This is a genomic window from Streptomyces sp. SID9727 (assembly GCF_010550605.1).
Taxonomy (GTDB): domain Bacteria; phylum Actinomycetota; class Actinomycetes; order Streptomycetales; family Streptomycetaceae; genus Streptomyces.
In genome coordinates this window covers 1-4,227 of sequence record NZ_JAAGNI010000187.1, presented here as the reverse complement: position 1 = coordinate 4,227, position 4,227 = coordinate 1, and the positions used below count along the sequence as shown (strand labels likewise).

At 74.4% G+C, this 4,227-nt stretch carries 3 protein-coding genes and 1 pseudogene; all 4 read right to left on the bottom strand.

Going from position 1 to position 4,227, the window contains the following annotated elements:
- Positions 1 to 495, bottom strand: a pseudogene (locus tag G3I41_RS12835) (phosphopeptide-binding protein); the annotation flags it as partial.
- 106 nt (positions 496 to 601) lie between these two features.
- Entirely contained in the window at positions 602 to 1,930 is a 1,329-nt protein-coding gene (locus G3I41_RS12830; RefSeq protein WP_164400341.1) for a VWA domain-containing protein, read from the bottom strand.
- An 80-nt stretch (positions 1,931 to 2,010) separates the two neighbouring features.
- Positions 2,011 to 3,243 (bottom strand): protein phosphatase 2C domain-containing protein, encoded by a 1,233-nt coding sequence (locus G3I41_RS12825; RefSeq protein WP_203600885.1) that lies wholly within the window; start codon positions 3,241 to 3,243, stop codon positions 2,011 to 2,013.
- Positions 3,244 to 3,245: 2 nt separating this feature from the next.
- A partial coding sequence (locus tag G3I41_RS12820; protein ID WP_164400339.1) for a tetratricopeptide repeat protein occupies positions 3,246 to 4,227 on the bottom strand: 982 nt, incomplete at its 5' end.

Genomic DNA, 4,227 nt, shown 5'->3' with positions numbered 1-4,227 from the left:
GCCGAACGGCGGCTGGCCCGGGCCGCCCTGGTGGCCGGACTGGCCGGGGCCCGTGGACAGGGGTTCGGCGGACCGGTTCACCTGCGAGGGGCGGGAGCCCTGGTAGTCGAAGGGGTCGCGCGGCTGCGGCGGGCCCGGCTGCTGCTGCGCCGGGAAGCCCGGCGGGCGGTTGCCGGCGGGGCCGGGGTCGCCGGGGAGGTTGTGCCGGGGTGCCAGCGGGGTGTAGGACGTCGCGGTGTTCGTGAGGAAGTTCCAGCGGCACTCCTCGCAGTACGGCGCCATCGCCTCACGCGGCGTGCGGCACTGCGGGCACAGCTCGGCCTGGGCGGTCGCGTCCGGGTCGTGCGGCCGGGGGTAGCCGTAACCGTGTGCGGGCGGCGGGGGAGGCGGCGGGGGGACCGCACCCGCGGGCGCGCCCGCCCCGGTCATGCGATGGCCGCAGACCTCGCACCAGTCCTCGGAACCCGACTGGTGTCCGTTCGGGCAGGTCGGCATGTCGGCGCTTCCCCCTCTCCTTCTCCGGCCCGCAGGCCGTCATGTGGCGTGCTCCGCCGCCCGGCGGACGTGAACCGGCGGGCGGCCGCTCGTTGCGGATGTGTGGTTATTTCTTGACGCGAACCGTCTTCGTGGAGCGCGTTTCGAGAGTCATCTCGTCCGCTTCCGCGACCTTCGCCTTCAGTCGCACAGTACCCGTCGCCGCGTCGACGACGTCTACCACCTTCGAAAGCAGTTTCGCAGTGTCCTCGTTCCCGGACGCCGACGCCAACTGCACCGCCCGGCCGAGTTTGGCCGTCGCCCCGTCGAAGTCTCCCGACTTGCGGGCATCGAGCCCCTGCTGGATGACTTGTGCCAGTTCGGCCTGACCCGTGTAGTGCGCGACCTGCGGATTGATGGAGGTCGAGGCCACCATGTCGTCCGTCCACACCGCCCGTACCAGCCCCTGCGAGAGGGTCTGCGGCGCCCCGCCCGAGGGGTCCGGAAGGATCAGCGAGACCCGGGCGGCGAGCATCTCCTGCCCGATGCCGGCCTCCGGCACCCGGACGCACACGTGGTAGTCGCGGGACTCGTCGCCCCAGGAACCGGTCGGGTAGTCCCCGGCGCGGGGACCCGCCTCGGTGCGGCGGCCGGTCAGGTCGGCGACCGTCGGCGCCACCTGCTTCACGAACTGGATCTCCACGCCGACCGGGGTCCACAGCCGCAGCGCCACGTCCGCGACCTCCTTGCCCATGGCGTTCTCCATCATCCGCGTGAAGTCCGCCGCGAGCCCGGCCGGGTCGGCGACGATGTCCGCGGTGCCGAGGAGGGCCGAGGAGATGGCTGTGACTTCTTTCACCTCCCAGTCGGTGCCGACCCCGCGGGCGTCACAGGTGAACCGGCCCGCGCAGGCGTCGAGCGCCGCGCGCAGGTCCTCGGGCGCCTCGTGCTCGTTGCGCCCGTCGGTGAGCAGGATGCCGTGCCGGATGTCCACGTCCGCCGCGCCGAGCAGCCGGTCCGCCAGCCGCAGCCAGGTCCCGATCGCCGTACCGCCGCCCGCGCTCAGCCGGCGCAGCGCCCCCTTGGCCTCGGCCCGGGTCCGCGCGTCGGCGACCGCCAGCCGGCCGTTGCCCGGGTAGACCTCCTTGGCCACGTGGGTCCCGGCGACCACGGCGAACGAGGTGCCGTCGCGCAGGGTGTCCACGGCCGCCGCCGTCGCGTCGCGGGCGTTGCGCATCTTGGTCGGCGGGTAGTCCATCGAACCCGAGCAGTCCACCATGATCACCACCGCGGCCCCGGCGGCCCGCCCCGGCAGCGGTACGCCCCCGGTGGTGCCGCCTCCGGTCGACGTGACCGTGATGATGCCGTTGACCTCCCGGCCGCCCTCGGGCAGGAACTCGTTCTGGTAGACCTCGACGGAGAACTGCGGCACGTTCGACTTGGAGAAGTTGGCCATCTGATCGGCTCCTTGAGGCTCCACGTCTCGGATGAAGCCAGAGGTACGGACAAAGGCGTAGAGGGGTGAATCACCCGGTATCAGGCGGAGCCTGCCCCTTGCGGTGACACGGCGAACGGGAGCAGGGCCACTGTTACGTTGTCGTGGCCGCCGCCGTCCAGGGCGTGGCCGACCAGGACCTGGGCCCCGTGCAGCGGGCGGGCGTACGCGTCCCCGGGCACCGCGGCGGCCATCTCGGCGGCGGACTCCGCGTAGTTCCACAGGCCGTCCGTGCAGACCACCACGATGCCCGGCCGGTCCGGCTTGAACGAGGCGGTGTGCGGCTCCAGTTCGTACGCGTCGGCGCCGAGCCAGCCCGTGATGGCGTGGGCACGCTCGTCCGCGTACGCCTCCGCCTCGTTCATCAGGCCCGTCGCCACCATCTGCGCGGCCCACGAGTCGTCCTCGGTGAGCCGGGCGGGTGCGGTGGAGCGGTCCTCCGGCACCCAGTACACGCGGCTGTCGCCGACCCAGCCGACGACGAGCAGGCCGCTCGCCATGATCGCGCCGACCAGGGTGCACGCCGGTGAGTTCTGGTGGCGGTGGGCGTCGCGCTCCGGGCCTCCGGGCTGCTGGGCCAGCCGGTTGACCGCCTCCGAGGCCGCCACGATCGCCTCGTGCATCGCCTGCTGCGGATGCGTGCCGCGCGGCAGCGACTCCAGCAGGGACTCGTTGGCCGCGCTCGCCGCCGCCGCCGACGCCTCGTCGGGCCGGCTGGCCGACGACACCCCGTCGCAGACGATCGCCACGACGGCCGCCGAGCCGTCCGGCAGAGCCGTCGTGGACACCGCGAACGAGTCCTCGTTGCGGTGGTGGCGCAGTCCCCGGTCGCTCACCGCGGCGACCGAACCGAGCTCCTGCTCCATGTGGTCGCGCTCACGCGGCTGCGCGTGTCCGCAGTTCTCGCAGTAGCCGTCGCCGTCGACCCGCCCGGCCCGGCAGGCCACACACACCTTGCCGCCGGCCGCCGGGCCCGGGCCCGGGGCGGGGGCCTGCGGAGGCTCCGGGGCCGTACGCGGGTCCGGCGCGGGGTCGGGCACCGCGCCCGGAGCGGCCAGTTCGAAGTCGCCGGAGGCGCCGGGACCGTCGTGACGGACCTCCGGGGCGGCCGCCGCTCCCGGGGCGGCGATGGCGACCGTCGGGCGGTCGCGGGGCGGCTCGGGCACGGCCGACAGGTCGTACCCGCAGGCGCCGCAGAACAGGTCGCCCCGCTCCAGCGGCTCCTCGCAGCCGGGGCACCTCGGCAAGGCCGTCTCCTGGTGGTTCTGCGACATGTTCACACCCACGTTCGGGGGCGGAAGCGGTTGGCCCGCTCCACCAGTTCGATCCTCTCGGCCCCGGGCTCCGCGAGCCGGGCGAGCATCCGGTACGCACGCTCCAGGCCGAACCGCAGTCCGCGCTCGTCCAGCTGGCTGCCGAGCAGCGTTCCCGGGCCGGATGTCCCGGCCGGCGGCGGGCCCGAAGGGCTACCGGAGAGTACCCAGTCCAGCGCCGTACCCAGCACCTCGGTCGAGAGCCGTTCCCGCCGGACCGCGTCGAGCCCCAGCCCCGACAGCGCCGCCACCTGGGCCGAAGCGGCCGTCAGATCCGCCATCAGCGGCTCCTGCGGGGCCCGTTCACGCAGCCGGGCCCGGACGGCGGCGATCCGGGCGGCCGTGTAGTGGATCGACGCCTCCGGCACCGACTCCAGCGTCCGGACCGCCGCACCCCGGTCACCGGCCGCGATCTGCACCCGGGCCAGACCGAAGGCCGCGCTCACGAAGCTCGGGTCGGTCAGCCACACCAGCCGGTAGTACTCGGCGGCGTTGTCCAGCTGTCCGAGGACCTCCGCGCAGACGCCCAGCGCCAGCTTCGGCGCGGGCTCCCCGGGAAACGCGTCGTACACCGCGTCGAACGACAGCGCGGCGTTCTCCTTGTCGCCGGCCACCAGCGAGGTGAGGCCCCGGTACCAGACGACGCGCCAGTCGTCGGCGTGCTGGCCCTCCAGCTCGGCCAGGGTCTTCGCGGCGGCGCCGAGGTCGCCCATCTCCAGGCAGGCGCGCAGCTCGCGCAGCCGGGTCTCCAAGGAGGCGGCCGGCACCGCCTGCAACGCGGCGATCAGCTCGGCGGGCGCCGCCGCCATCACCCCGGCCAGGAACCCCGCGTTCGGGTCGCTCGCGTCGACCCGGGGCACGGGCAGCGCGAGTGAGGTCCCCCGCACGTCGAGTCCGGCCAGCCCGGGCACCCCCGCGCCCGCCGGCACCGGCGCGGCGGCGGGG